The following is a 26,789-nucleotide window of genomic DNA, read 5'->3' on the forward strand; positions in this document are numbered from 1 at the left end:
ACGGTCCCCGGTCATGGACACCACGCACATCGTCGAGCTGCGGCAGTACACGCTGCGTCCCGGCTCCCGGGACACCCTGGCCGGGCTGTTCGAGCGCGAGTTCGTCACCGGCCAGGAGGCCGCCGGGATCCGGGTCGGCGGGCGTTTCGCCGACCTGGACGACCCGGACCGCTTCGTGTGGATGCGCGGCTTCCCCGGCATGCCCGCGCGGCTCCGCTCGCTGCACGCCTTCTACGGGGGCCCGGTGTGGCGGGCGCACCGGGACGCCGCCAACGCCACCATGACCGACTCGGACGACGTCCTGCTGCTGCGCGGCCCCGGCTACCGCGTACCTCCGGGGGCGGGGCAGGTCGTCGTGACCATCTGTCATCCCGCCGAGCCGGAGGTCTTCGCCGAGGCCCTCGCGGGGCCCGGCGGGCTGCCGCCGGACGCCGCGGCACACCGCAGCGAGCACACGGTGAACGACTTCCCGGCGCTGCCGGTCCGCACCGGCGAGGACGTCGTCCTGTGGTTCACCGCCTTCCCCGACGCCGGGGCGCGGCCCGGGCGACCCGCTCTGCCCGCCGCGGTGGCACGGCTGCCGCTGCTGCGGCCCCCGCAACGGCTGCGGCTGGCACCGCTGGGCGTACCGGGACCCGGGCGCCCGGGGGCTCAGCGCAGGATGTCGCCGAGGTCGTAGCCGACGGGTTCCTCCAACTGCGCGTAGCTGCACCCGGCGGGGTCGCGGTCGGGGCGCCAGCGGCGGAACTGGGCGGTGTGCCGGAAGCGGTCGCCTTGCATGTGGTCGTACGCGACCTCCAGGACGCGCTCGGGCCGCAGGGGGATCCAGGACAGGTTCTTGCCCGCGCTCCAGCGGCTCTGGGCCCCGGGCATGCGGCCGCCGGGCTCTGCCTCCGCCCAGTCGGCCCAGGGGTGGCCCTCGGCGGACTCCATGCGCAGCGGCTCCAGTTCGGCGACGAGTTCCTCGCGGCGGCGCATGGGGAAGGAGGCGCAGACGCCGACGTGCTGGAGGCGGCCGGCGGCGTCGTGCAGGCCGAGCAGGAGGGAGCCGACGACGGGACCGGACTTGTGCCAGCGGAAGCCGGCGAGCACGCAGTCGGCGGTGCGCTCGTGCTTCACCTTGACCATGACGCGTTCGTCGGGGCGGTAGCCGACGTCGGTGGGCTTGGCGACGACGCCGTCCAGTCCCGCGCCCTCGTACTGCTCGAACCACCGCCGCGCCAGCTCGATGTCGGTGGTGGCGGGGGCGACGTGGACCGGCGCCCGTGCCCGGCCGAGCGCGTCGACGAGGGCCTGGCGGCGCCAGGTCTGCGGATCCGCCATCAAGGAGCGGTCGCCGAGCGCCAGCAGGTCGAAGGCGACGAGGGAGGCGGGGGTGCGTTCGGCGAGCTGCCGCACCCGGGAGTCGGCGGGGTGGATGCGCTCCAGCAGCGCGTCGAAGTCCAGCCGGCCCTCGCGGGCGATGACGATCTCCCCGTCGACGACGGTGCGCGGCGGCAGTTCGGCGCGGACCGCCTCGACGACCTCCGGGAAGTAGCGGGTCAGGGACTTGCCCGTGCGGCTGCCGATCTCCACCTCGGCGCCGTCCCGGAAGACGATGGCGCGGAACCCGTCCCACTTGCCCTCGTACAGCATGCCGGGCGGGATCGCGGCGGCGGACTTGGCGAGCATCGGCTTCACGGGCGGCATCACCGGGAGGTCCATGCCGCGATTCTCCGCCCGACGGGCGCGGCCCGCCCGTCGGGCCTACCGTGTCGTGGGACGGGAGAGGCGGTGACGGCATGGCGGAGGCGGTCGAGCTGACCGTCGGCGAGCGGACGGTCCGGATCTCGAACCCGGGGAAGGTGTACTTCCCGGAACCGGGTTTCACCAAGCTGGACGTGGTCCGCTATTACCTCGCGGTCGGCGACGGCGTCCTGCGGGCGCTGCGCGACCGGCCGACGACGATGGAGCGCTACCCGGACGGGGTCGGGGGCGAGTCGTTCTTCCAGAAGCGCGCCCCGAAGAACACCCCGGACTGGATCCCCACCGGCCGCATCCGCTTCCCCTCCGGGCGCCACGCCGACGAGATCTGCCCGACCGAGGCCGCGGCGGTCGTCTGGGGCGCCAACCTCGGCTGCCTGACCTTCCACCCCTGGCCGGTCCGGCGCGGCGACCTCGACCACCCGGACGAACTGCGCATCGACCTCGACCCGCAGCCGGGCACCGACTTCTCCGACGCGGTGCGCGTCGCCGGCGAACTGCGCGGGCTGCTGGAGGAACTGGGCCTGCGCGGCTGGCCCAAGACCTCCGGCGGGCGGGGCCTGCACGTCTTCGTCCCCATCGAGCCCGAGTGGACGTTCACGGGGGTGCGGCGGGCCGCCATCGCCATCGCCCGCGAGATGGAGCGGCGGATGCCGGACCAGGTCACCAGCGCGTGGTGGAAGGAGGAGCGCGGCGAGAAGATCTTCGTCGACTACAACCAGACCGCGCGCGACCGCACCATCGCCTCCGCGTATTCCGTACGGCCCAGGGCGCACGCCCCGGTCTCGGCGCCGCTGCGCTGGGAGGAGGTGCCGCAGGTGCACCCGCGGGACTTCGACCTGGTCACGATGCCCGTGCGGTACGCCGAGCTGGGCGACGTGCACGCGGGCATGGAGGAGCACGCCCACCGGCTGGACGCCGTCCTGGAACTGGCAGAACGCGACGAACACGACCGCGGGCTGGGCGACATGCCGTACCCGCCGGACCACCCCAAGATGCCCGGGGAGCCGTTGCGGGTGCAGCCGAGCAGGGCCCGGCGCAAACCGGACGGCGCGACCGGCGGGAACTGACGGCGCGGCACGACCTCTTCCCACCGCGACCGCGCTGACGCATCATCAGGCGCATGCCCGCGCCTCGACCCGTGCCCCTGGACGAGTACCCGGTCCATCAGATCGCCCGTTCCATGCGCCATGTCGCGACCGGTGACCGCAACGCCTACGACCGTTCGATCTTCCACTTCTTCGACCACGAGGGCCGCGCCCTGCTCGTCACGGGCCTCGGCGTCTACCCCAACCTCGGCGTCACCGACGCCTACGCGACCCTGACCCGCGGCACCGGCATGCTCGCGGTGCGCGCCTCCGACGCGCTCGGCGAGGACCGGATGCGGCAGCAGGTCGGGCCGCTGCGCGTCGACGTCCTGGAACCGCTCCGCAGGCTCCGGCTGACCTGCGACGACGCATTCCTCTCGTACGACCTGGAATGGGAGGCCGCGTTCCCGGCCGTCGAGGAGCCGCACCACGCCCAGTACCGGGGCGGCCGGCTCTTCCTGGAGGCCAGCCGCTTCGTCCAGGCCGGCACCTGCCACGGTGTGGTCCGCACCGGCGACGGCGAGGAGATCCGCGTGGAGCGCGGCGGCTGGACGGCCACGCGGGACCGCAGCTGGGGCGTGCGCCCGGTGCCCGGCGAGGCCCCGGGGCGGGCCGAGGAGGAAAGCCGCCCGAGCGGTTTCCACTGGCTGTGGATACCGATCCGGTTCGACGACCGCTTCGTCATGGTGATCGCCCAGGAGGACGCCGACGGCTACCGCTCCCTGGACGAGGCCCTGCAGATCACCGAGCACGGACCGGACCGGCAACTGGGCCGCGCCCGGGTCGACATCACCTACCGGGAGGGCACCCGGGTGCCCGTCTCGGCCGTCGTGCACCTCGACGGCGGGAAGATCGAGGCCGAGGTGATGGTCTCCAGCCCGCTCGCCGTCGGGGCGGGATACCCGCCCGCCCGCGACTGGCAGCACGGCGAGTGGAAGGGCCGCGGCTGGCTCGACCACCGTGCCTATGACCTGACGGATCCGGCGGTCACGGCGCCCGCCGTGTACGGAGTCACCGACCACGCCGCGCGTTTCGCCTGGGACGGCCGGGTCGGCTACGGCATCTTTGAGCACGGCAGCTTCGGCCGCCACACCCCCAGCGGCTTCACCGGTCAGGAGGCCATGTGACAACGGTGCGCACCACCACCCGCGACCCCCAGCTGCTGCGCAGCCGCCTCGACGAGTGGCTGGCCGCGAAGCATCCCGGCGCCCACAGCCGCGGCGTGCACCTCCCCGCCGCGAACGGCCTGTCCAGCGAGACCGTCCTGTTCGACCTGGCCGTCCCGCACCCGGCGGGCACCGCGCGCCAGCGCATCCGCCCCTGCGTGCTGCGGCTGGCCGGCGACCCCGACGCGTACGCCGTCTTCCCGACGTACGACATGGCCGCGCAGTACCGCGTCATCCGGACGGTCGCCGCCCGCACCCGAGTCCCCGTGCCCGAACTGCTGTGGCTGGAGCCCGACCCGGGGCCGCTCGGCGCGCCGTTCTTCGTCATGGAGCGCGTCCCCGGGCGCGTCCCGCCGGACGTCATGCCCTACACCTACGGCGGCAACTGGCTCTTCGACGCCTCCGAGGAGGACCGGGTGCGGCTGGAGCGCTCGACGGTGCGGGTCCTCGCGGAACTCCACACCGTACCCGGCGAGGGGACGCTGCGGGCCCACGTCGACGCCCAACGCGCCTACTACGAATGGGTCGTCGGCGGGCAGAACCGTTCCCCCCTCATCGAGCGGGCCTTCGCCTGGCTGGAGAAGCACTGGCCCGCCGACCCCGGCCCGTCCGTGCTCAGCTGGGGCGACGCCCGGATCGGCAACATCGTCTACGACGCGGACTTCACCCCGGTCGCCGTCCTCGACTGGGAGATGGCCTCCTCCGGACCCCGCGAACTCGACCTGGCGTGGCTGGTGTACCTGCACCGCTTCTTCCAGGACCTCACCGTCACCGCCGGCTTCCCCGGCATGCCGGACTTCCTCGACCGCGACCGCATCGCCGCGACCTACGCGGAACTCACCGGGCACACCCCGCGCGACCTGGACTTCCACCTTCTGTACGCGGCGCTGCGGCACGCGGTCGTGATGCTGCGGATCGGCCACCGCCAGGTCCACTTCGGGGAGCGCGAGATGCCGGCCGACTCCGACGCGCTGATCCTGCACCGGAACACGCTGGAGGCGATGGTGGAGGGCCGCCACCGCTGACCCCCACGACCACCGGCCCGGTGCCTCACGTTCCGTGACCACGGAGCCGTCCGGAGCGCCCGCAGCGGCGTCCCGGGCGGCCCCGGCCCCGTGGGCCGTCGCAGCGCCGCCCGGCCGTGCGAGCGCTCCCCACGACCTGCGGCCCGGCGCCATCCGTGCCACCCTGACGGAGGAACGGGATGATGTTATTCACCCGTTTGTCATGTCGTGCACCGCCGTGTCCTGGCGCGGGCTGCGACCCTCGGTCGGGAGGGGACCGCGCCGTCGTGAGGAGTACGCATGCACCAAGGCCTCGCCCGTACCGCCACGGCCGCCGTCCTCCTGGGAGCCTCCGCGTTCGTCACCATGCCGGCCCACGCCGCGCCCGCGGACCCCTCCTCCCCGACGGTCTTCGCCCACCGGGGCGCCTCCACCGAGGCCCCCGAGAACACCCTGGCGGCCGTGCGCCGGGCCCACGAGCAGCACATCAAGTGGATCGAGAACGACGTCCAGCGCACCAAGGACGGGGCCCTGGTCGTGATCCACGACGCGACGCTGAACCGCACCACCGACGTCGAGCAGGTCTTCCCGGACCGCTCCCCCTGGCGGGTCGCCGACTTCACCCTCGCCGAGATCCGCCGGCTCGACGCCGGCAGCTGGTTCGCCCCCCGGTTCCGCGGCGAGCGCGTCCCCACCCTCCAGGAGTACCTGGAGCTCCTCGACCGCGACCAGCAGGGCCTGCTGCTGGAGCTCAAGCAGCCCGAGCTCTACCCCGGCATCGAGAAGCAGACCGTGGACGCCCTGGAGAAGGCCGGCTGGCTCGACCAGGCCCACCTCTCCGGCCGCCTGGTCGTCCAGAGCTTCAGCGCCGACGCCCTGCGCCGCACCCACGAACTGCGCCCGGCCGTCGTGACCGGGTTCCTGGGCAGCCCGCCGGTCTCCCGCCTGAAGGAGTACGCGGCCTTCGCCGACCAGATCAATCCGGACGAGAAGGACGTCACCTACGCCTACGTGCAGGCCGTCCACAGCGTCAACGGCCCCGACGGCAAGCCGATGCGCGTGAACGCGTGGACGGTGGACGACCTCACCACCGCCGTCCGCATGGCGGCCCTCGGCGCCGACGGCATCATCACCAACCGACCGGACGTCATCCGCAACGGCGTGCAGTGACCCGGCCGGGGACGTGCGGGGCCCGCTGAACCACCCGGCCCGGAGCGACGTATCAGTCACCGTGGGTGGCACAGGGTCGCCGACGCCGGAGGAAAGGGCCCGACGATCCCCGTGGATGCGAGCCGTCCCGTCCCCAACGCCCTCGAAACTCACCTCCGGCCGGAGGTGCCGGGCCTGGAAGGGCTGCGCGGCCTGGCCGCACTGTATGTACTGCTGTTCCACTGCTGGCTCTACACGTTCCCGGGGTACCCCGAGAGCTCGGCCCCCTGGTGGCTGGACGGGCTCATGTTCGGCCGCCTCGCCGTCGTCTTCTTCCTGGTGCTGTCCGGGTTCTCGCTCGCCATCTCCCCGGCGCGCGACGGCTGGCGGCTGGGCGGCGTCGCCCGTTTCCTGCGCCGCAGGGCCTGGCGCATCCTTCCCCGTACTGGGCGGCGCTCGCGATGAGCCTGGTCATCGCCTGGTTCGTGGTGCCGGCCTCGCACTTCGGGCCGCCCACCGGCGCGACGGTCCTGGTGTACGGCCTCGTCACCCAGGACGTCTTCACCGCACCGACGCCGAACGGCACGTTCTGGTCGATCGGCGTGGAGGCGGAGCTCTACCTCCTCTTCCCGCTCCTGCTGCTCGTCCGGCGCCGGCTGGGCGCCGTCGTGCTGGTCGCGGGCGTGACGCTGCCGGTCATCGCCCGCGGTCTGACGGCGCCGGGCGCGACCCCGGTGGAGGGGAACAACTGGCTCACCCCGCATCTCGCCCCGGTGTGCGTGGCCGGCCTGGTGGGCGCGGCCATCGTCGTCGCCCCGGCCCGGGTCCGGCGCCTGCCGTGGCACTGGTTCGCCGTAGCGGCCGCGGCGCCGGTGGTGGCGCTCGCCGCCGCCAGGGGCGCGGTCTGGACGGTGGACCACTACTTCTGGGTGGACCTCGCCGTCGCGCCCGCCATGACGATGCTGATCGCCGCGGTCGCCACGGGGCGACCGGCCGTCCTGCTGCGGCTGCTGACCGCACGTCCCGTCCGCGGCCTCGGCGAGGTCTCGTACAGCCTCTACCTGATCCACCTGCCCCTGGTCCTGACCGTCATCCGGCGCATCGCCCCGCGGTTCGTCTCCCCCGGACTGCCCACGTTCTGGTTCACGCTCGTCGTGGCGCTGCCCGCCTCGCTACTGGCGGCGTGGCTGTTCGCCCGGGTCTTCGAGCTGCCCTTCAAGCGGTACCGCTCCTGGAAGTCCCTGCCGGTGCCGGGCCGTTCGCGCGCCGCGGGTCCGGGGCCGCGCGGTCCGGCCGAGGCCACGCCGGCGGGTCCGTGACGTCCGGCCCGGGAGACGGCGAAGGCCCACGGCGACCGGACCGGCCGGTCGCCGTGGGCCTTCGCTCCCGCGTCGGTCAGTAGACCGGCTTGTCCGGCTCGATCGTGTTGACCCAGCCGATGACACCGCCGCCGACGTGGACCGCGTCGGCGAAGCCCGCGGACTTCAGCACGGCGAGGACCTCGGCGGAACGGACACCGGTCTTGCAGTGCAGGACGATCTTCTTGTCCTGCGGGAGGTCCTGGAGGGCGTTGCCCATGAGGAACTCGTTCTTGGGGATCAGACGGGCGCCCGGGATGGAGACGATCTCGTACTCGTTGGGCTCGCGGACGTCGATGATGTCGATGTTCTCGCCGTCGTCGATCCACTCCTTGAGCTGCTTCGGAGTGATCGTCGACCCCATCGCCGCCTCCTGCGCCTCCTCGGAGACGACGCCGCAGAAGGCCTCGTAGTCGATGAGCTCGGTGACGGTCGGGTTCTCGCCGCAGACCGCGCAGTCCGGGTCCTTGCGGACCTTGACCTGGCGGTACTGCATCTCCAGGGCGTCGTAGATCATCAGCCGGCCGACCAGCGGCTCGCCGGTGCCGGTGAGGACCTTGATGGCCTCGGTGACCTGGATGGAGCCGATGGACGCGCACAGCACGCCCAGGACGCCGCCCTCGGCGCAGGACGGGACCATGCCCGGCGGCGGGGGCTCGGGGTAGAGGCAGCGGTAGCAGGGACCGTGCTCGGACCAGAAGACCGACGCCTGGCCGTCGAAGCGGTAGATCGAGCCCCAGACGTACGGCTTGTTCAGCAGCACGCACGCGTCGTTGACCAGGTAGCGGGTCGCGAAGTTGTCCGTGCCGTCGACGATCAGGTCGTACTGGCTGAAGATCTCCATCACGTTGTCGGCCTCGAGCCGCTCCTCGTGAAGGACCACGTCGACGTAGGGGTTGATGCCCTTGACGCTGTCGCGGGCGGACTCCGCCTTGGAACGGCCGATGTCCGCCTGGCTGTGGATGATCTGGCGCTGCAGGTTGGACTCGTCGACCTCGTCGAACTCCACGATGCCGAGCGTGCCCACACCTGCGGCTGCCAGGTACATCAGGGCGGGCGAGCCGAGACCGCCGGCGCCCACACAGAGCACCTTGGCATTCTTCAGCCGCTTCTGCCCGTCCATCCCCACGTCGGGGATGATCAGGTGGCGGGAGTACCTGCGGACCTCGTCGACGGTGAGCTCGGCGGCCGGCTCGACCAGGGGTGGCAGCGACACGGGGACTCCGTTTGTCGATCGATCACTACGAATGTTCTCCCCGTAACACTGCCACGCCCTTCTTCATTCCGAGACTGCCGTCCCGAGGGTCGAGACCGTTCTTGGTCACATGCTGGGCGGCGGCTGACGGCGCAGCATGCGCGAGGCCTCGTCCCAGTAACCCGGCAGGCCGTCCCAGGCCGCGTGGTCGGTGCGGTCGGTGAAGTAGACCGTCGCCGCGCCCTGCCAGCGGGCGATCCGCATGGCGTTCTCCAGGTGCGGCGCGGGGACGCCGTGCACCAGGTGGCAGAAGCGCTCCGGCGGGTGCGCGGCCGTCCACTCCGGGGCCTCCGACCAGCGGTACTGCGTCCACGGCCCGGCGAAGGTCACCAGCTGGTCGGCGGCCTCGGCGTAGCCCTCGTAGGGGTGGCAGCCGTGGCCCAGCACGATGTGCCCGGTGCTGCCGCCCTGCACGCTCAGCAGCGCGCGCAGGGTGGTGATCACCCGGCGGCAGTCGGGGAGCTCCGAACTCGTGGTCGGGGCGCGGTCGAGGTAGAAGCCGTCGACCCGGTACCAGTCGAGGAAGCGGTGCGCGTCGGCGACCAGCTGACCGAAGGGGCGGGCCCCGTGCCGGGTATCCAGGTAGCCCAGCACGGGCACGGCCGCGTCGCGCAGCCGAGCGCAGGCCTCGGCGCAGAGCGGGTCGATCCGGGCGCCGGGGCCGCGGGCCACGTTGAGCACCACCCAGTGCATCGGGGCCTCCGGGCGGGCCAGTTCGGCCCATTCGCCCGGGGCGACCAGCGGGTGCGCGTACGCGGGGACCCCGAAGCCCAGTCCGTCACAGCGGTCGGCCGGCCTGCGCAGGCCGCTCGGATTCACACGCGGCATGCCGCCTCCATCCAGACGTCGGCGAGGGATTCCTCGAGTGCGATGCGCGGGCGCCAGCCGAGGCGGTCGCGGGCGGTGCGGATGTCGGCCTGCTGCCAGACCCCGCAGCCGTCCGGGTAGTGCGGGTGGCCGCTGCCGTTCGCCATCAGGTGCGGGTCCTCGACCTCGTGGAGGGTGCCCGTGTAGCCGGCGGCGTTGGCCAGGGCCGCGGCGACCTCGCGCAGCGGTACGGCGCGGCCCGTGCCGATGTTGACCAGGCCCTGAGCGGCGGAGAGCGAGGCCGCGTGCACGGCGCGGGCCACGTCGCGCACGTCCACGAAGTCCCGCTGCACGCCGAGGCCGGTCAGTTTCAGGTCGCCGTCGCCGGTCTGCATGGCCCGGCGCATCGCCTCCGCGAGCCGCCCGATCGGCGAGGCCGTGGGTGTGCCCGGCCCGACCGGGGTGAAGACCCTCAGCACGACGGCGTCGAGTCCCGAGCCCAGCACCAGTTCCGTCCCGGCGAGCTTGCTGACCCCGTACGGGCCGCCCGGCCGGGGCACGGCGTCCTCGGCCGTCGAGGAGCCGGTGGGCGAGGGCCCGTACTCCGCGGCGCAGCCCACCTGGACCAGCCGCGCCGAGGTGGCGCTGCGGCGCATCGCCTCGCACACGGAGGCGACCGCGATCGTGTTGTGCCGGGTGAGTTCGCGCGCCCCGCCACGCGTGGCGCCCGCGCAGTTGACGACGACCCCGGGGTGGACGGCGTCCATGAAGCGCGCCAGAGCGCCGGGGCTGCCGGACGACAGGTCGAAGCGCACGTCGGCGTCGTCGCTGCGGCCGAGCGCGGTCAGCTGCACGGCCGGGTCGGCCAGCAGCCGCTCGGCCACGTGACGGCCGACGAATCCGTTGGCGCCCAGGAGGAGGACTCTCATAGCGAGCGCCTCCGCTGCGCGTGCCGTGGCCGGGGGTGCGGGTGGGTCATCGTGGGTAGCTCCTTGGCTTCTTCTTCGGAACTGCGGGGTGTGCCGGGCCGGGCCGCCCGCCGCCCGCTCATCGCGGCGCCGCCGCGGCCGAGTACGCGGAGGCGCGCGAGAGCGTGGTCAGGGCGTGGGCCGCCAGCGCCAGGGCGCCGGCCGAGCAGGCCAGGGCGGGTACGGAGGCCGGCGGGAGGGGGAACCTGTCGAGCAGGGCGGCGGCGAGGGCCACGGCCTCGGTGGCGCAGGCCAGCCCGGTGCCGATGGCGGCCGGGTCGGGGTGGCCGTGCACCGCGAGCAGCCGGGCGGTGAACAGCAACAGGGCCAGCGCGGCGGGGCCGGCCAGAGCGCCTGGCGTGAACGGGGCGCCCACCAGGGCGCGGGCGGCGCACAGCAGCGCCAGCACGCAGGCGAGGAAGAGCGCGAGGGTGCCCGCCAGCAGCGGCCGCACGGCGCCGCCGAACTCCTCCAGGGTGCGGCTGCGCAGCAGATGGCCACGGGAGCGCACCGCGAAGCGGTGGGCGCACCAGGAGGCCGGTGCGAGGGAGAGGGCCAGCGCGGTCAGCCCGGCGGCGTCCGCGGCGGGCAGCGCACCCCCGGCCAGGCCGTCGGCGGCGCGCGGCCCGTACAGCCCGAAGACCACCAGCCAGCAGCTCCACACCGCGCCGCCCGGGCCCGTGCCGTACGGTGCCCGCAGCGGTCCGCGGCGCAGTGCGGCGAGGAGCGCCAGCAGGAGCAGCGGCACGGCCACGGCGACGACGGTGACCGGCGGCAGCACTCGCAGCGCCCCGCTCGCGGCGACGCAGACGGCGCCCGGTGCGAGGGTGAGCAGCAGGGCGGGGCGGTCGGCGGGCCGGCCGGCGGCGGGCGTGACACCGGCGCGGGGGACCCGCGCGTACAGCTCCTCGGCGAGGGTGAAGACGTCGCGGTGCCGGAAGCCCGCGGCGACGCGGTCGGTGACGCCCTGCGCCTCCAGTCCCGCCACGATCTCCAGCGGGTCCACCGCCTCGGCGCACAGCTGCTGGTGACGGTGCATCAGTCCGCGGACGGGGTCGGCGGGGCCGCGTTTGCGGGGGCCGCCCCTGCGCGCGCCGGTCTCGCCCTCCTGCACGTGACTCATGCGCGCTCCCGCCCCTCGGCTCCGGCGTACGCGGGCTCGCGGGCGGCGAGCGCCCAGGCCGGCGCGGCCGTCCAGCGCCCCGGCACACGGGACTCGGCGGGTCGGCCGAAGGGGACGGGGGTGCCGTCCGGGTCGCGCAGCGGGGCCTCGCGCCCGGGCACGTGGGCGACCAGATCGAGGTAGATCTCGCGGAACGCCGCCAGGTTCCGTTCGACGGTGAAGAGCTCCAGGGCGCGTTCACGGGCGGCGGCGCCGAGCCGCTGCCGGCGCTCGGGGTCGCGCAGCAGCGCGACGCAGGCCTCGGCGAGCGCCTTCGGGTTGCGCGGCGGCACGACCAGGCCGGTCCCGCCGATGACCTCCCGCACGGCCCCGACGTCGGTCGAGACGGTGGCCCGGCCGCAGAACATGGCCTCGACCAGGGTGACCGGGAATCCCTCGACGACGCTGGAGAGGACGACCACGTCCCCGGCCGCGTACGCGTCGGGCAGCGCCGGCACGCCCGGCGAGCCGAGCTCCTCGAAGGTGACCGGGCTCTCCCCCGCGGTGACGGCGTCGGCCGCCTCGTCCGGGAAGAGCTGCGCCGCCAGGGAGCGGCACTGCTCCAGGTACGCGGGGTCGCCCGCGCCTGCGCGGACGACACGCAGCCGCGCCCCGGGCTCCTCCTTGCGTACCTCCCCGAACGCGTGCAGCAGCCCGATCAGGTCCTTGCCGGGTTCGGCGCGGCCGACCCACACCAGCGCGGGGTCGCCCCCCTCGGCCTCGGCGGCGGGCTCGGGCAGGGGCCCCTGATAGCCGGGGTAGACCGTGCGGACGCGGTCCCGTTCGGCACCGCAGTGCTCCTGCCAGCGGCGCGCGTGGGCGTTGCCGGGGGTGACCAGGGCGGCCCTGTGGTACGCCTCGCCCGCCAGGCGGCGGTGGAAGGCGGCGAGCAGGGCGCGCACCGGGGCGGGCAGGCCCGCGGCACGGTGCAGCAGCAGGGTCTCGCGCAGCCGCACGCCGTACTCGGTCACCAGCAGCGGTGTGCCGAAGAACCGTTTGGCCAGCAGCGCGGGCAGCAGTGCGGTACCGCCCGTCACGGCGTGACAGAGGTCGGCGGTGGCGAGGGCGTCGCCGAACTCGTCGTACCAGGGCGCGGAGAGCGGCCGCAGCACGCGCTCCACCTGGTCGGCGGCGAGCAGCAGGTCGCCCACGCCGGCCTCCGCGACGAGGGGCCGCGCGCCGGGCGCCCGGCAGACCTCCTCCAGTACCCGCACCGCGTGTTCGGAGCGGAGCAGCGCCGGGAGTCCGCCGTCCTCGCGGGCGAGTTCGGCGAGGCCGTAGAGCGCGGAGGCGAAACGGTCCGCCACACCATTGGCCCCGGTGTCCCCGGCCAGCACGCCGACGAGGTCGCGGTACTGCTCCAGCGCCTGCGCCCGCCGGCGGCGCGCCTTGCCGGGCACGGCCACGGACGCCGGCGCGGGCCCCCACAGGGGCAGCGCGCGCACGTCCGTCACCTGGGGCGGCAGCACCACCATCCCCGCGGCCTCGGCCCGTTCGCTCCTGCCCAGCGCGTACACCGCGAACTCGTGCCCGGTGAGCCCGCGTACGAGCCGGTCGACCCAGGCGCCCCCCTCACCCCGGGCGTACGGATAACCACCCTCCGCGAGTAATGCGATACGCACGTCTGCCCCCTCTCGGCACCGGTCTGTTCGGGCGCGATGACCGTATTCCGGCGAAGTGGGGGCACGACGGACGGTTGTCCGCCGTGCCACCGAAAGGGGTGAAGAGACGTGACTTTCCCCGGCGTTGTGCGTTGTGACCGGGTAGACGTCCGCCGGACGGTCCCGGGGCGGGCGCGGCGGGAGGCACGGCGCGGGCGGATTACCCCCGCGACCCGGGGTAGGCACACAGGGCTCGGGCGGGCGGTGGAGGAGCGGCTGCCAGGACACGGCCCCACCGGGCACCCCCGGGTCCGCCCACCGGTCCCGCGCGCGGGCCACTTCCGTCGGAGCACGCCCCGCTCAGGCGTTTCCCCTGGCCCCGGGACCCGGGCACAAGGCTCGCCCGGGCCACGGGCCGGGACCCGGCCGCCAGGGCACGGCACGCGGGCCGCGCCCCCGTCGCGGCCCGCGTCGTACGTCAGGCGATGGCCGCCGGGGCGCGGCGGCGGGCGGCGCGGCGCGCGGCGGACTCGTCCGGGTCGAGCACCGGGACCGCCGCCAGCAGCCCCTTGGTGTACTCGTGCTCCGGCGTCTCGTACACCCGCGCGGCGGGCCCGTACTCCACGACCCGGCCCGCCCGCATCACCGCGACGTTGTCGCTGACCTGGCGCACCACGGCCAGGTCGTGGGCGATGAAGACCAGCGCCAGCCCCAGCTCGCGCTGCAGTTCGCCCAGCAACCGGATGACCTGGGCCTGCGTCGTGACGTCGAGCGCCGACACCGGCTCGTCGCAGACGATCAGCCGCGGCTCGGGCGCCAGCGCCCGGGCGATGCCGACCCGCTGCCGCTGCCCGCCGCTGAACTCGTGGGGGTAGCGGTGGTACCAGTCGGGGTCGAGCCCGACGCGTTCCAGCAGCTCCCGCACGCGGGCGGTGATCGCGGCGTCGCCGAGCACGCCGGCCGTCCGCAGCGGGTCCGCGATGGACTCGCCGATGCTGCGCCGCGGGTTGAGGGAGGACACCGGGTCCTGGAACACCATCTGCAGCCCCGGGGTGCCCGCACCGGAGCGCGCGCCCGGGCGCCGCAGCTCGCCGCCGGTGGGCTCCAGGAGCCCCACGAGCATCCGCCCCAGCGTGGTCTTGCCGCTGCCGCTCTCGCCGACGACGCCGAGCGTCTCGCCCGCGCGCACGGTCAGCGAGACACCGTCGACCGCCGCGACCCGGGCGCCGCGCCGGCCGAACTCCCGCCGCAGGCCGACGGTTTCGAGCAGGACCTCGCCGGGAACGGCACCGCCCTGCGGCTTCGCCGTGCCCACCCGCGGGACGGCGGCCACCAGGTTCCGGGTGTACGGCTGCCGGGGCGCGCCCAGCACCGTGCCGACCGGGCCGCGCTCCACGGCGCGGCCGTCCTTCATCACCAGGACCTCGTCGACGCTCCCGGCCACCACTCCGAGGTCGTGGGTGACCAGCAGCAGCCCCATCCCGGTCTCCTGCCGCAGTTCGCCGAGCAGGTCGAGGATCTGCGCCTGGACGGTGACGTCGAGCGCCGTCGTCGGTTCGTCCGCGACGAGCAGCCGCGGCTCGCAGGCGAGCGCCATGGCGATGAGCGCCCGCTGGCGCATGCCGCCGCTGAACTCGTGGGGCCGGAAGCGCGCCCGCCGGGGGGCGTCGGCGATGCCGACCCGGTCGAGCACCTCGACCGCCCGCTCGCGGGCCGCCCGCCGGGAAGCCCGCGGGTGGTGCACCCGGTACACCTCGGCGATCTGGTCGCCGATCGCGAAGTAGGGGTCGAGCGAGGACAGCGGGTCCTGGAAGACCATCGCCGCCAGCCCGCCGCGCAGCCCGCGCAGTTCCCGCTCCCCCGCGGTGAGGACGTCGACGCCGGCCACCCGTACCGAGCCGCCGATCCGTGCGCCGCTGCCGCGGTGCAGTCCCAGCAGGGTGAAGGCGGTGGCGCTCTTGCCGCTGCCGGACTCGCCGACGACGCCCAGGGCGCCGCCCTGCGCCAAGGAGAAGGAGAGCCCGTCCACGGCGCGGACGGTGCCCGTGCCGGTGGGGAAGTCGATCGTGAGGTCCTCGACCTCGATCAGCGGTGACGTCATGCCAGCACCACCCGTCGGTCGGCCACCGCGTACAGGACGTCCGCGAGGGCATTGGCGAGGACCACGAAGAATCCGGTGACCAGCACGAGCCCGACGACGACCGGCAGGTCCTCGGTCCGCACGGAGTCCACCAGGCTCTTGCCGAGCCCGGGGATGCCGAAGAGCGACTCGGTGAGCACCGCGCCGCCGAACATCGTCCCGAGGTCCAGCGCGGTCAGCGCGATGACCGGTGGCAGGGCACCGCGCAGCGCGTGCCGTCCGACGACGGAGCGCTCGCGGACGCCGTAGGCGCGGAAGGTGCGCACATGGTCCTCGGAGAGCGTGTCCAGCATGGAACTGCGGGTCAGCCGGGCGTACTTGGCGCTCTCCAGGATGGCCAGGGAGAGCCAGGGCAGCACCAGGTTCCAGGCCCACTGCTCGGGGTCCTCGGTCAGCGGGACGTAGGACGGGAAGGGCAGCCAGCCCAGCACCGAGACGAACAGGAGCATCAGCAGGATGCCGATGATGAAGACGGGGACGGCGTTGCCCGCGAGGGTGACCGCGGTCAGCAGCCGTTCGGTGATCCCGCCGTGCCGCAGCGCCGAGAGCACGCCGGTGCCGACGCCGATGACCAGCCACAGCACCATCGCGCCGAGGGAGAGCGAGGCGGTGGCCGGCAACCGCTGCGCGAGCAGGGAGGTGACCTGCTCGCCGTTCTGGTACGAGAAGCCCAGGCACGGGGCGCCGCAGTGCTCGGTGCCGACGCCGGTGCTGATGTCGGAACCGGCGAACAGGCCGTGCAGGAAGTGCGCGTACTGCGCGAAGGCGGGGTCGTCGAGGCCGAGCTGGGTGCGGACCTGGGCGACCTGGTCGGCGGTGCACTTGGGTCCGCAGGCCAGCCGTGCCGGGTCACCGGGCAGGACGTAGAAGAGCGCGTAGACCGCGATGCTCAGCACGAGCAGCACCAGCAGGGCGGCCAGCAGGCGCCGCAGCGCGAACCGGGTGAGGAGCGTCACGGCCTCGCCTCCTTCCGTCTGCGGGTCACGGCGCGCAGGCGGCTGCCCGCCCGCGGGTCCAGGGCGGTGCGCACGCCGTCGCCGAGCGCGGTGAAGGCGAGGACGGTGACGAAGATCAGGCCGGCGGGCAGCAGCACGTACGTCGGGTCTGCCTGGTACCAGGTGGTCGCGGAGGAGAGCATCTGTCCCCAGGAGGGCGTGGGCGGCTTGACACCGATGCCGAGGAAGGACAGTCCGGCCTCGGAGGCGATGTTGGAGGGCACCAGCAGCGCGCTGTAGGTCACCACGGGCGCGGCCAGCGACGGCAGCAGTTCGCGGCGGGCGATCCGCCACCGGCCGGCGCCGCCGAGCCGGGCGGCGGCCACGTAGTCGAGGGACTTCAGGCTGAGCGTCTGGGCCCGGACGATGCGGGACGTGCCGCCCCAGCCGAGCAGGCCGAGGACGAGGACGAGCAGCACGGGCCGCGGGAAGCCGGCGGGGACGATCGCCAGCAGGGCGATGGAGAAGACCAGGGTGGGCAGCGCCAGCATGACGTCGGTGGTCCGGCTGAGCAGGGTGTCCAGGAAGCGGTTGCCGAGTCCGGCGGCGAGGCCGACCGCGACGCCGATGACGACCTGCACCACGGTGGCGGCGAGGCCGATGCCCAGGGAGATCCGGGCGCCGTACACGAGGCGGGCGAACAGGTCGCGCCCGGTGCCGGGTTCGACGCCGAGCCAGTGGTCGGCGCTCACACCGCCGAAGGAGCCGACCGGGACGCCGCCGAGGGCGGAGTCGACGGCGGAGGCGTGGTACGCGTCCGGGTCCTGGCCCTCGATGGCGGCGAGCAGCGGGGCGGCGAGGGCCACCAGGACGAGCAGGACGATCACGGCGACGCCGGCGAGGGCGGCGCGCTGGGCGCGCAGCCGCCGCCACAGCTGCCGGGCGCCCGGCGCGGCCTCGGGGGTGTCCGAGGCCGCGCCGGGAGCGGCGAGCACGTCGGTGGTGGTCACTTGACCGCGACCTGCGCGACGTCGAGGACACCGGTCCAGTCGCTGATGACGACGTTCTTGACGTCCTTGCCGTACAGGCGCTTGTAGACCGGGTGCACCAGCGGCACGGTCAGCGCCTGCTCGCCGATCTTCTTGTCGAGGGCGCCCCAGCGCGCGGCGGCGGCCTTGAGGTCGGTGAGCTTGTTGATCTCGTCGATCTCCTTGTTCACCGCCGGGTCGTCCAGCTGGGCGTTGTTGAAGTTGTAGCCGTCCTCGACGATCTGCCGGCCGTCGAAGATCGGGGCCAGGAACGGCCCGCCGGACGGCCAGTCGGCGCCCCAGCCGGCGAGGAAGAAGCCCGGCTCGGTCTTCACGCCGTGGATCTTCTCGCTGTAGGCGCTGGACTCCAGGCCCTCCAGCTTGACGGTGATGCCGGCCTTCTTCAGGGCGTCCTGCAGGGCGGTGGCGACCTCGGGGCCCTGCTCGTCGCCGCCGCTGCTGTCGTGGGTCAGCGTGACCGTCAGGCCGTTCGGGTGACCGGCCTCCTTCAGCAGCTCCTTGGCCTTGGCGGGGTCGCCGCTCTTGCCGGCCGGGAACGCGTCGTACGGGGTGTAGCCGAAGGACTCCTGCGCGGGCAGGAAGGTGGTGGCGGGCTCGGCGAGCGAGGAGCCGCCGAGGGCGTTGACGACGGTGCTGCGGTCGACCGCGTAGGAGATGGCCTGGCGCACCTTGGGGTCGTCGAAGGGCTTCACCTTCGGGTTGAAGGAGATGTAGTCGGTGTAGCCGAACCGGCCGGTGCCGACGCGGCCCGCGAGCTGCTTGTCGCCGGTGATCTTGGCGAGTTCGGCGGCGGTGAGGTTGGTGTCGGTGGTGACGGCGGCCGCGTCCTTGCCGGAGCCGGAGGAGATCCGCTGGTTGATCACGGCGGCGTCGAGGCCGGAGCGCACGTCGACGCGGTCCGGGTAGGCCTTGCGCTCCTCGTCGGTCTTGGCGTCCCAGTGGGTGTTGCGCTCCAGGACCAGGTGCTCGCCGTCGTTCTCGTTGGCGACGACCTTGTAGGGGCCGGAGGAGAACGGGTGGTTCTCGTACTTGGTGCCGGTGTCCTTGGCCTTCGGCACGGGGGCGAAGGAGGTCTGGGTGGCCAGGAACGGGAAGTCGCCCTCGGGCTTGTTCAGGTGGAAGACGATGGTCTTCGCGTCGGGGGTCTCGATGGAGGCCAGGCCGCCCTTGTCTTTGTACGGCCCCTGGTACTCCTTGCCGCCGACCAGCCAGTCGCGCAGGTAGGGGGCGCCGCCGGACAGTTCGGCGGCGAAGGAGCGCTCGATGCCGTACTTGATGTCGGCGGTGGTGATCGCGCTGCCGTCCTCGTACTTCAGGCCGTCCTTGAGGTGGTACGTCCAGATGGTGGCGTCCTTGTTGGGCGTACCGGTGTCGGTGGCGAGGTCGGGGACGACCTTCGAGCCGTCGGCGCCGTTCTCGCGGTTGCGGGTGGTCAGCGTGCGGAAGACCAGGCTGGGGATGTTGCCGCCGCCGGAGGTGTAGAGCCGCGCGGGGTCGAAGTCCTCCTGCGGCGACTGGTTGAGGACGTAGAGCGTGCCGCCCTTGGCAGGCTTGCCGTCGGCCGCCTTGGTCCCGCTGCCCTCCGGGCCGCAGGCGGCGGCACCACCGGTGATCGCCAGGACGACGGCGGCCGCTGCGAGGCGGCGGGGTGTGACGGACGGGTGAGACATCGAGGATCCCTTTCGCGGCTGCGAGTTGAGGAGGGCAGGGCTGTGGAAGGCCCGCAGGCAGCGGCGACGACCTCATGGTGAGGCCGTGAAGGATCGATCGTGCGTCGAGCACTGTGCCCACGGGCGGGAAGGTCCGGGGGCGAGGGAAGGAACGTGCCCTTTAAGCGCCCGGCACCGTGGAACACCGACACAGGATGTCGGCCACGCTGTGCCCGGCCACGCCGATGAGCGCCAGCTCGATGCTGGCGTCGGCGTCAGTGGCAGGGCTGTGCGGCATGCCGAAAACATTGAACGATTAATCGCCCGATGTCAAAAAGCTAGCCCCGGGGGTAGGGCCAGGCGTTGGGCTTGCAGGTCACGCCCCCGTAGGAGAGGAACTTGGTCTGCTGCATCATCACCGGGGCGAGGGCGCCCTGCTTGGGGCAGAGCACATGGCCGTAGCCGAGCCGGTGTCCCACCTCGTGGTTGATCAGCATCTCCCGGTAGGCGAGCATCCGGTCCTGGCCGTAGGTCTCCGAGCCCTGGGCCCAGCGGTACGCGTTGATCATCGTCCGCGGAGTCGACGCCGCGTCACATGACACGTTGTCAACCGTGGTGTCCAGACCGGACTTCGCGCACCAGGTGGCCGTGGTCCCGGGGCTGGCCAAGGTGATCACGATGTCGGCGGGGCCAGTTGAGACCCGTTCGAAGGTGCGGGCCCCGGCGTGCGCCCAACTCCGCTTGTCGTTGAGCGTCTTGTAGACCGCGTCGGCGAAGAGCCGGGGGTTCAACGGCAGTCCCTTCTCGACGTCCACGCGGACCCGCAGCAGCCTGCCCTTGCCGGGCGCCTTCTCGTGGCCGCCCACGGTCTGGAACTTCCCGGCCAGGCGCAGGTCCTGGTCGAGCGGGTAGACCTTGGTCATCGCCTGGCCGTACGTGAGCGGGGCGACGACCGCGGAGGGTGAGGCCGAGGGGGTCGCCCGGCCCTTGGAGCGGGACGCGGAGTCGTCGGCGGCCCGGCTGCCGCCCGGCTCCGCTGCGGCGGACGGGTGACGCTTCTCACCCCCGGCGGCGATCTGGCCCGCCACGACCACGGCCAGCACGGTCACGACGGCCGCCGCGGCGGCGCCGCTGAGGGCGCGAGTCCTGACGGCCTTCCTGGGCCGTTCGGGTTGTTCCGCACCCTCCCCGGCCGCCTCGGCGCCCCCGGCGGGTGCCCCGGGTTCGGTGGCGGCGGGGGCGGAGGGGGCGTCGAAGGCCGCGACGAAGTCCTTCCGCGGCCCGGGGACGCTTCGGGCTCCCGCTCCCGCTCCCGCTCCGGCGCCGGGCGCCCGGCGCTGGCGCGGGAAGCCGGCTATTCGGGGCGCGGTGGAGACGCCCCCGTCGAGGGGGTCGTCGTCCTCCGGGTAGTCGGTGCCGAAGGCGCTGTCCGCCAGTTCGGCGGGCCGGGTCCCGCGCGGCGTGCGCGGCGGGGCCCAGGAACCGGCCCGGCCCCAGGCCGAGTGCTCCCGGTGCTCGGGGTGGGAGTGGCCGGGGACGTCCTGGTGACCGTGCCCGGGGTCGCCGGCCCGGAAGCCGTCCCGGCCGCCCGGCGCGGACCCGCCGGGCGCCTGGCCCGGTCCGCCCGGCCGCTGCGGAGCCGTCGTCCCCGGACCGGGCCGCCTGCGGCGGCCGCTGCCCGAGTTGCCGGCGGCTATGCCCGGTACGTCGTCGCGGCGGCCGTCACGGCCGCCCGGTGCGCTGTGCCTGCCCATGAAGTCAGTGATCCGTCCGCGCGTCCGTGGCGTCCAGCAGTTCGCGGAAGGCCCGCTCCACCGCATCGGGGTGCTCCATCATCGCGACGTGTCCGCTCTCGGGGAGCGTCAGCAGCCGCGCGTCACGGAACGTCCGGGCGGCACGGTACGCCATCCGGGGGGAGACCAGCTTGTCCCGGCCGCCGTACACCAGCAGCGTCGGCGCGAGCACCCGCTCGGCCTGCCGCCACAGGTTGTGCTGGCCGCCGAGGGTGTAGGCGTCGACGATGCCGCGCGCCGAGCGGGTCAGCGCGTCCCAGAAGTAGGGCAGCTCCAGCCGGCGCTCGTACTCGGTGGCGTGCTCGGTGAAGGACTCCTCGCTGACCTGCGACGGATCGCCGTAGCAGAGGTCCAGCAACTGCTTGGTGCGCCGCTCCACGGTCCAGTCGCGGGTGGCCCGGGTCACCACCGCGGTGGCGCCCGGCAGCCCGAGCAGGGCGGTCGGCCAGGCGCCGCGCCGGGGCGGCACCTCCGGCAGGGCCGGGGAGATCAGCGTCAGCGTGCGGACCAGGTCGGGCCGGGCGGCGGCGACCTTGGTGGCGACCGCTCCCCCCAGCGAGTTGCCGAAGAGGTGCACGGGCCCGCGCCCGGAAGCCTCCAGCAGGCGCACGACGGCGCGCGCGTGCCCCCCGATCGAGTAGTTGCCGTCGTCCGGCGGCGGCGAATGCCCGAAACCGGGCAGGTCAAGGGCCTCGCAGGCCACCCGGTCCGCCAGCAGCCGCATCAACGCCGACCAGTTGGACGACGACCCGCCCAGGCCGTGCACGAAGAGCGCGGGCGGCAGCCCTCCGGCCTGCTCCGCCCGCGCTCTCACGGTCACCGTCCGCCCTGGCAACGCCACGGTCCGGACCGTCTCCCCGTCCCCGGCTCTGGCCCCCGAAGGCGGTACGGGCACGGCGGCGAGTGCGGCTTCGGAAGACTCCGTCGAGGACATGGGGCAATGTTACGAGGTGATCACGCGTGCGCTTATGTGTTCGCCCTCACACGCGTCACGGGGATTTTCCGCCCCTCCCGTCACTCTGCACACCCCGTGCCTGTCTCCTACGCTCGCAGAAGGGGAAAGAGGGGGACAGTGGGTAGCAGCGGGGGACGGCAGCGCACGACCAGACGGGAGGTGCCCGTGTCCGACGACATCGAGACCTTCGACGACGACGACGTCCTCGACGTCCTCGACGACCTGGAGGACGCCGAGGCCGACATCGAGGCCCCCGAGGCGGACATCGCCGAACAGCACCTCGAACTGCTGCAGCACCGCGATGTCCCGATCACCGAACGCCCGGACGACGCCGATCCGGCGGACGTCGCCGAGCAGCGCAGGGTGGTGGAACTCGACGAGGACGACTATCGCTGAGTTCCACTTGGTGAGAATGTGCGTTCGCACAGCGCATGCCCCCGCTACCGAAAAGTACGATGGCACCCGCAGCGCAGAACGACATCACTTGGGAGGCGGCGTGACAGCCATCGAGCAGACTGAGGCGCGCCCACGCGGCACGCGCCTGCCGCGCCGGGCCCGGAGGAACCAGCTGCTGGGCGCGGCCCAGGAAGTGTTCGTCGCCCAGGGCTACCACGCCGCCGCGATGGACGACATCGCCGAGCGTGCGGGCGTCAGCAAGCCCGTGCTCTACCAGCACTTCCCCGGCAAGCTCGAGCTCTACCTGGCCTTGCTGGACCAGCACTGCGAGGCCCTCCTGGACGCGGTGCGCACCGCGCTGGCCTCCACCACCGACAACAAGCAGCGCGTGGCGGCGACCATGGACGCCTACTTCGCGTACGTGGAGGACGAGGGCGGCGCCTTCCGCCTGGTCTTCGAGTCCGACCTCACCAACGAGCCGGCCGTCCGCGAGCGCGTCGACAAGGTCGCGCTGCAGTGCGCCGAGGCGATCAGCGAGGTCATCGCCGAGGACACGGGGCTGACCACCGAGCAGTCCATGCTGCTCGCCGTCGGCCTCGGCGGCGTCTCGCAGGTCGTGGCCCGCTACTGGCTCTCCAGCGGCAGCTCGATGCCCCGCGACACTGCGGTGCAGCTGCTGACGTCCCTGGCCTGGCGCGGCATCGCGGGCTTCCCGCTGCACGGCGCCGAGCACTGACGGCGCCGCCCGGCTGTTCGCTCTGGGCGTGCCCGTCCGCCGGTGGTCCGGTGCCGGGCGCGGCTAATGTGTCCTGCGTACGGCGCGATTTCCAACCGCGCACACCGCAGACCGTTCGGAGGGACGAAAGCCGTGGAGGTCAAGATCGGCGTGCAGCACGCGCCGCGCGAGATCATCATCGAGAGCGCGCAGACGGCCGAGGAGGTCGAGAAGGCCGTCGCCGAGGCGCTGACGGGCACCGGCAAGCTGCTCAGCCTCACCGACGAGCACGGCAAGCGCGTGCTCGTGCCGGCCGACCGGCTGGCCTACGTGGAGATCGGCGAGCCGGCGGCGCGCCGGGTCGGCTTCGGCGCCCAGCTCTAGGGCAGGTCACAGCCTCGCTCTAGGGCAGGTCACAGCCTCGCCGCTCCCGTCACCGGGAGGACGCACGGCGGGTCACCCCCGAATGGGGTGACCCGCCGTTTCGCCGTGCGGGCCCGCGGGGTAGGACCCGTGCGACCGAAGACTCCGGGAGGGGCCGCACGATGATGTGGGAAGCACTCGCGTTCGCCGCCGTCGGACTGTCCGTCGCGTACACCGCGACCCGGCTGCTCCCCCGCCGCCGCCTTCCCGCGGCGACGCTCGTCCTCGCCACGGGAGCGGTCGCCGCTGTGCTCGGCGGCCTCATCACCCGTACCGTCCTCGGTTCGGACCGGTTCCTGATCAACCTCGCCGTGTCGGTGGGGGTGGCGGCCGCCCTGCTCTCGCTGCTGGTGCGCCCGCCGCGCAGCAGCCGCCGGTCCGCGCCGCGCACGGCCTGAGCCGCACGTCCGGGCCGAGCGGCCCGGACCGCTCAGGCGGACAGGCCCAGCGCCGCCATCCGCTTGGTGTGGGCCTCGGTGATCCGGGTGAACATCCGGCCGACCTCCGCGAGGTCGAAGCCGTCGGCGACCCCGCCGACCAGCATCGTGCTGAGCGCGTCCCGGTCCGCCACGACCCGTTGCGCCTGCGACAGCGCCTCGCCCATCAGCCGGCGCGCCCACAGCGCGAGCCGTCCGCCGACCCGGGGCTCGGCCTCGATGGCGGAGCGCACCTTCTCCACCGCGAAGGAGGCGTGGCCGGTGTCGTCCAGCACCGCCAGCACCAGCTCACGGGTGTCGGCGTCGAGCCGGGCGGCGACCTCGCGGTAGAAGTCGGACGCGATGGAGTCGCCGACGTACGCCTTGACCAGGCCCTCCAGCCAGTCCGACGGCGCGGTCTGGCGGTGGAACTCGTCGAGCGCGGCGGCGAAGGGCTCCATCGCCGCGGTCGGGTCCGCCTCGATGGTGGTCAGCCGCGCGCGCAGCTGCTCGAAGTGGTGGAACTCGGCGGACGCCATCGCCGCGAGCTCCGCCTTGTCCTCCAGGGACGGTGCGAGCTTCGCGTCCTCCGCGAGCCGCTCGAAGGCGGCCAGTTCGCCGTACGCGAGTGCCCCCAGCAGGTCCACGACCGCCGCGCGGTACTGCGGGTCCGCGGACGCGGCGGCCCAGTCCTTGGCGGCGATGGTCGTCTCGGCGGGGGTCTCGGCGGGGGTGTCAGGCGTCTCCATGCTGCGCACAATAGCCAACCCCACCAGCGCGGCAACCATGCCGTGCGGCCCGCCGCGCGGGAGCCGCGGAGTGAGCCGTCCCACGTACCGGAAAATCCATCCGCCGCGGGTGCGTGATTCCGGGGTACAGTGATATGGACCCGCCAGGTGACCCGGCGGGTCACGCATGAATGGATGCCCGGTCGGTGGCCCGATCGGCTCCTACCGACCGCCCTCCTCACATGGGAGGGGACACATTCGCGGCGCGCACGAGGGCAGTGGTCCCGCGCACCTCGGCCACCCACGGCCGGACGACACTCCGCGGTCAGCGCAGTTCCTTGCGCCCGACCCTCCCCGGAAACCGCTCGGCGCCGCGTCCCAAACAGAAGAGGCAGCATCCTGACCACCACCACGACTTTCCGCGATCTGGGGATCCTCCCCGAGACCGCCGAGGCCCTCGAGGCCGTCGGCATCACCACTCCCTTCCCGATCCAGGAGATGACGCTCCCGGTCGCCCTCGCGGGCAACGACGTCATCGGCCAGGCGAAGACGGGCACCGGCAAGACCCTGGGCTTCGGCCTGCCGCTCCTCGAGCGGGTGGTCGTGCCGGTCGACGTCGAGGCCGGGCGGGCCAGGCCCGAGGACGTCGTCGACGGTCCGCAGGCCCTGGTCATCGTCCCGACCCGTGAGCTGTGCCAGCAGGTCACCAACGACCTGCTGACCGCCGGCAAGGTGCGCAACGTCCGCGTCCTGGCGATCTACGGCGGCCGCGCCTACGAGCCGCAGGTCGAGGCCCTGAAGAAGGGCGTCGACGTGGTCGTCGGCACCCCGGGCCGGCTGCTGGACCTGGCGGGCCAGAAGAAGCTCAACCTGCGCCACGTCCGCGCTCTCGTCCTCGACGAGGCCGACGAGATGCTGGACCTGGGCTTCCTCCCCGACGTCGAGAAGATCATCGACATGCTGCCGGTCAAGCGGCAGACGATGCTCTTCTCCGCGACGATGCCGGGCGCCGTCATCGGCCTCGCCCGCCGTTACATGTCGCAGCCCACGCACATCCGGGCCACCTCGCCGGACGACGCGGGCGCGACCGTCGCCAACATCACCCAGCACGTCTTCCGCGCCCACTCGCTGGACAAGCCGGAGCTCGTCTCCCGCGTCCTGCAGGCGGAGGGCCGCGGCCTGGCGATGATCTTCTGCCGGACCAAGCGCACCGCCGCCGACGTCGCCGAGCAGCTCGAGCGCCGCGGCTTCGCCTCCGGCGCCGTCCACGGCGACCTCGGCCAGGGTGCCCGCGAGCAGGCGCTGCGCGCCTTCCGCAACGGCAAGGTCGACGTCCTGGTCTGCACCGACGTCGCCGCCCGCGGCATCGACGTCGAGGGCGTCACGCACGTGATCAACTACCAGACGCCGGAGGACGAGAAGACCTACCTCCACCGCATCGGCCGCACCGGCCGCGCGGGCGCGTCCGGCACGGCGATCACGCTGGTCGACTGGGACGACATCCCGCGCTGGCAGCTGATCAACAAGGCGCTGGACCTGTCGTTCAACGACCCGGAGGAGACCTACTCCACCTCGTCCCACCTCTACGAGCTGCTCGGCATCCCCGAGGGCACCAAGGGCGTGCTGCCGCGTGCGGAGCGCACCCGTGCCGGGCTCGACGCGGAGGAGATCGAGGACCTCGGCGAGACCGGCGGTCGGGGTCGCGGCCGCGGCGGCCGCAAGTCCGGCCCAGCCGCCTCCGCCGAGGCGGAGGAGCGTCCGGCCCGCACCCGTGCGCCGCGCCAGCGCCGCCGCACCCGCGGCGGGCAGGCTCTCGGCGAGGCGCCCGCCGAGGCGGAGGCGGTCGTGGAGACCGTCGAGGCCCCGGCCACCGAGGCCCCGGCCCCGCGTCGTCGCCGCCGCAGCCGCGCGGGCGCGGCCGTCACCGCGGGCACCGAGACCGTCGCTGCCGCCCCGGCGGCCGAGGAGGTCCCGGCACCGCGCCGCCGCCGTACGCGGTCCGCCGCCGGCACCACCGGCACCGAGGCTGCGGCCGCTCCGGAGGCCGCGGCCCCCGAGGCGGCACCCGCCGAGGGCGAGGGCGCGGCCAAGACCGTCCGCCGCCGTCGCCGCACGCGCGCGGCCAAGCCGGCCGACGAGGCCACCGGCTGACGCCACACCCGTACCGCCGACGGCCGGGCGCCCCTGAGGGGGGGGCCGCGCGGCGGGGGGCCCCCGGGGGGGGGGCCCGGGGGGGGGGCCGCGGGGGGGGGGGGGGACCCCGCCCCGCGAGCCGCGCCCCCCGGGGCG

At 73.8% G+C, this 26,789-nt stretch carries 25 protein-coding genes and 1 pseudogene; 12 read left to right on the forward strand and 14 right to left on the reverse strand.

From position 1 onward, the window contains the following. Positions 1–13 precede the first annotated feature (13 nt). Positions 14–679, forward strand: coding sequence for an NIPSNAP family protein (locus ACFW3D_RS18660; protein ID WP_500505244.1), 666 nt, complete (start codon positions 14–16; stop codon positions 677–679). Here the strand turns inward: ACFW3D_RS18660 and ACFW3D_RS18665 are convergent. Next, positions 652–1,704, reverse strand: a complete 1,053-nt coding sequence (locus ACFW3D_RS18665; protein ID WP_500505245.1) for an ATP-dependent DNA ligase — start codon at positions 1,702–1,704, stop codon at positions 652–654. The two genes, ACFW3D_RS18660 and ACFW3D_RS18665, sit on opposite strands and share 28 nt — an antisense overlap. Before the next feature lie 77 nt (positions 1,705–1,781). On the opposite strand from ACFW3D_RS18665, the gene ligD reads away from it, so the two are divergent. The 6 genes from ligD (at position 1,782) to ACFW3D_RS18695 (ending at position 7,469) form a co-directional block, all read left to right on the forward strand. Further along, positions 1,782–2,813 (forward strand): non-homologous end-joining DNA ligase, encoded by a 1,032-nt coding sequence (gene ligD / locus ACFW3D_RS18670; RefSeq protein ID WP_500505246.1) that lies wholly within the window; start codon positions 1,782–1,784, stop codon positions 2,811–2,813. A gap of 53 nt (positions 2,814–2,866) precedes the next feature. Further along, entirely contained in the window at positions 2,867–3,958 is a 1,092-nt protein-coding gene (locus tag ACFW3D_RS18675; protein ID WP_500505247.1) for an Rv3169 family protein, read from the forward strand. After that, complete coding sequence (locus ACFW3D_RS18680; RefSeq protein ID WP_500505248.1) at positions 3,955–5,022, forward strand: phosphotransferase family protein; 1,068 nt, start codon at positions 3,955–3,957, stop codon at positions 5,020–5,022. The genes ACFW3D_RS18675 and ACFW3D_RS18680 overlap by 4 nt, the downstream gene beginning before the upstream one ends. Before the next feature lie 279 nt (positions 5,023–5,301). Continuing rightward, a complete protein-coding gene (locus ACFW3D_RS18685; RefSeq protein ID WP_500505249.1) occupies positions 5,302–6,171 on the forward strand; it encodes a glycerophosphodiester phosphodiesterase in 870 nt (289 codons plus the stop codon). Positions 6,172–6,282: 111 nt separating this feature from the next. Beyond that, positions 6,283–6,615: an acyltransferase family protein gene (locus ACFW3D_RS18690; protein WP_500505250.1), complete on the forward strand. Its 333-nt coding sequence runs from the start codon at positions 6,283–6,285 to the stop codon at positions 6,613–6,615. Next, positions 6,612–7,469 carry an acyltransferase family protein gene (locus ACFW3D_RS18695; RefSeq protein WP_500505251.1) on the forward strand — a complete coding sequence of 286 codons (858 nt, stop codon included), beginning with the start codon at positions 6,612–6,614 and terminating at the stop codon, positions 7,467–7,469. Before ACFW3D_RS18690 ends, ACFW3D_RS18695 begins: the two co-directional genes overlap by 4 nt. Before the next feature lie 76 nt (positions 7,470–7,545). On the opposite strand, the gene moeZ is transcribed toward ACFW3D_RS18695, so the two are convergent. From moeZ to ACFW3D_RS18755, 12 genes are all read right to left on the reverse strand, one after another. Then, entirely contained in the window at positions 7,546–8,724 is a 1,179-nt protein-coding gene (gene moeZ / locus ACFW3D_RS18700) for an adenylyltransferase/sulfurtransferase MoeZ (RefSeq protein ID WP_500505252.1), read from the reverse strand. A 105-nt stretch (positions 8,725–8,829) separates the two neighbouring features. Continuing rightward, entirely contained in the window at positions 8,830–9,591 is a 762-nt protein-coding gene (locus tag ACFW3D_RS18705) for a spherulation-specific family 4 protein (protein ID WP_500505253.1), read from the reverse strand. After that, on the reverse strand, positions 9,579–10,499 hold the full coding sequence (locus tag ACFW3D_RS18710; RefSeq protein WP_500505254.1) for an NAD-dependent epimerase/dehydratase family protein: 921 nt from the start codon (positions 10,497–10,499) through the stop codon (positions 9,579–9,581). The genes ACFW3D_RS18705 and ACFW3D_RS18710 overlap by 13 nt, the downstream gene beginning before the upstream one ends. 118 nt (positions 10,500–10,617) lie before the next feature. After that, positions 10,618–11,661 (reverse strand): hypothetical protein, encoded by a 1,044-nt coding sequence (locus ACFW3D_RS18715; RefSeq protein ID WP_500505255.1) that lies wholly within the window; start codon positions 11,659–11,661, stop codon positions 10,618–10,620. Then, positions 11,658–13,322 carry a GT4 family glycosyltransferase PelF gene (gene pelF / locus ACFW3D_RS18720; protein ID WP_500505257.1) on the reverse strand — a complete coding sequence of 555 codons (1,665 nt, stop codon included), beginning with the start codon at positions 13,320–13,322 and terminating at the stop codon, positions 11,658–11,660. Before pelF ends, ACFW3D_RS18715 begins: the two co-directional genes overlap by 4 nt. A 457-nt stretch (positions 13,323–13,779) precedes the next feature. Continuing rightward, positions 13,780–15,402, reverse strand: coding sequence for a dipeptide ABC transporter ATP-binding protein (locus ACFW3D_RS18725; RefSeq protein ID WP_500505258.1), 1,623 nt, complete (start codon positions 15,400–15,402; stop codon positions 13,780–13,782). Beyond that, positions 15,399–16,397, reverse strand: a complete 999-nt coding sequence (locus tag ACFW3D_RS18730; RefSeq protein WP_500505259.1) for an ABC transporter permease — start codon at positions 16,395–16,397, stop codon at positions 15,399–15,401. Before ACFW3D_RS18730 ends, ACFW3D_RS18725 begins: the two co-directional genes overlap by 4 nt. After that, positions 16,394–17,386, reverse strand: coding sequence for an ABC transporter permease (locus ACFW3D_RS18735; protein WP_500505260.1), 993 nt, complete (start codon positions 17,384–17,386; stop codon positions 16,394–16,396). The genes ACFW3D_RS18730 and ACFW3D_RS18735 overlap by 4 nt, the downstream gene beginning before the upstream one ends. After that, positions 17,383–19,095 (reverse strand): ABC transporter substrate-binding protein, encoded by a 1,713-nt coding sequence (locus tag ACFW3D_RS18740; protein WP_500505261.1) that lies wholly within the window; start codon positions 19,093–19,095, stop codon positions 17,383–17,385. Before ACFW3D_RS18740 ends, ACFW3D_RS18735 begins: the two co-directional genes overlap by 4 nt. Positions 19,096–19,255: 160 nt before the next feature. Continuing rightward, positions 19,256–19,372 carry an Ms4533A family Cys-rich leader peptide gene (locus ACFW3D_RS18745; protein WP_500505262.1) on the reverse strand — a complete coding sequence of 39 codons (117 nt, stop codon included), beginning with the start codon at positions 19,370–19,372 and terminating at the stop codon, positions 19,256–19,258. A 40-nt stretch (positions 19,373–19,412) separates the two neighbouring features. Beyond that, the gene (locus tag ACFW3D_RS18750; RefSeq protein WP_500505263.1) at positions 19,413–20,828 is read right to left on the reverse strand and encodes a DUF3152 domain-containing protein; all 1,416 of its coding nucleotides are present in this window, start codon (positions 20,826–20,828) and stop codon (positions 19,413–19,415) included. Between the two features lie 4 nt (positions 20,829–20,832). Further along, the gene (locus ACFW3D_RS18755; protein WP_500505264.1) at positions 20,833–21,801 is read right to left on the reverse strand and encodes an alpha/beta fold hydrolase; all 969 of its coding nucleotides are present in this window, start codon (positions 21,799–21,801) and stop codon (positions 20,833–20,835) included. 186 nt (positions 21,802–21,987) lie between these two features. Here ACFW3D_RS18755 and ACFW3D_RS18760 point away from each other — a divergent pair, with 186 nt between their 5' ends. From ACFW3D_RS18760 to ACFW3D_RS18775, 4 genes are all read left to right on the forward strand, one after another. Next, a complete protein-coding gene (locus tag ACFW3D_RS18760) occupies positions 21,988–22,218 on the forward strand; it encodes a hypothetical protein (protein WP_500505265.1) in 231 nt (76 codons plus the stop codon). A 100-nt stretch (positions 22,219–22,318) separates the two neighbouring features. Next, positions 22,319–22,954 carry a TetR family transcriptional regulator gene (locus ACFW3D_RS18765; protein ID WP_319135706.1) on the forward strand — a complete coding sequence of 212 codons (636 nt, stop codon included), beginning with the start codon at positions 22,319–22,321 and terminating at the stop codon, positions 22,952–22,954. Between the two features lie 132 nt (positions 22,955–23,086). Beyond that, entirely contained in the window at positions 23,087–23,317 is a 231-nt protein-coding gene (locus ACFW3D_RS18770; protein WP_431960353.1) for a DUF3107 domain-containing protein, read from the forward strand. 161 nt (positions 23,318–23,478) lie between these two features. After that, positions 23,479–23,754 carry a hypothetical protein gene (locus tag ACFW3D_RS18775; protein ID WP_500505266.1) on the forward strand — a complete coding sequence of 92 codons (276 nt, stop codon included), beginning with the start codon at positions 23,479–23,481 and terminating at the stop codon, positions 23,752–23,754. Positions 23,755–23,786: 32 nt separating this feature from the next. Here the strand turns inward: ACFW3D_RS18775 and ACFW3D_RS18780 are convergent, their stop codons facing one another. Further along, entirely contained in the window at positions 23,787–24,521 is a 735-nt protein-coding gene (locus tag ACFW3D_RS18780; RefSeq protein WP_500505267.1) for a ferritin-like fold-containing protein, read from the reverse strand. Positions 24,522–24,896: 375 nt separating this feature from the next. Between ACFW3D_RS18780 and ACFW3D_RS18785 the strand changes: the two are divergent. Beyond that, positions 24,897–26,642: pseudogene (locus ACFW3D_RS18785) on the forward strand (DEAD/DEAH box helicase); the annotation flags it as partial. Positions 26,643–26,789: the final 147 nt, after the last annotated feature.

Origin of the sequence: Streptomyces sp. NPDC058864 (genome assembly GCF_042742985.1) — a bacterium.
Lineage (GTDB): Bacteria > Actinomycetota > Actinomycetes > Streptomycetales > Streptomycetaceae > Actinacidiphila.